1 protein-coding gene is annotated in these 606 nt (G+C 61.4%); it reads right to left on the reverse strand.

Going from position 1 to position 606, the window contains the following annotated elements; all coding sequences use genetic code 11:
* Nucleotides 1-292 (reverse strand): hypothetical protein (locus tag AC1DYG_RS18850; protein ID WP_477641400.1); only part of this gene is annotated, 292 nt, incomplete at its 3' end.
* Nucleotides 293-606 lie beyond the last annotated feature (314 nt).

A 606-nucleotide genomic window follows, 5' to 3' on the forward strand; every position in this document is an offset into this window, starting at 1 on the left:
GGTCACCGCCGTCGAGAACTCCGCCGTAGCCGTAGTAGGCGCCGAGCTGATACGGCATCGCCAACAGGACCTCACCGGTGTTGTCGGTGAGCCGTCCGACGTCGAGCGTCCAGGCGAGCTGCGGCGCAGTATCGAGTGAGGTGGTGACGACGGAACGCTCGGCGCCGGCAGGCGGTTCACCGCCGGTCGGGGAACGGTCCGTGCGAAGGAGCGTCACGAGCGCCCCGACCGCGACCACGAACACCAACCCGAGTACGACGAGTTTCCGGTGGTCCTTCACAGCTGCGCGCATCGCCACACGCTAACCGACCTGGCCCAACATGTTCTGAAGAGAGACAATCGTCATCCTCGTCGCGCAAAGCCGTACGATTGTCGACTCAGTGGACCTCGGGGCTGCTCAGGGCAGCAATGTCGGCGTTCCCCTTATCTTCCAGCGTTGGTTTGTCCAATACTGGTTGCGGCGCTACAGGATTTGGGAAGATCAACTTGCGGATTGCCCATCGACTTTTCGCTGATCACCTCTCCTCAGAAGAATTCCGGGATCGGACCATTGTCACCATCCACGCTGCAGCAAGAATCAACACCAGTGTCCAGCCAGCGATTGCC

Source organism: Pedococcus sp. P1_H8 (genome assembly GCF_056405175.1).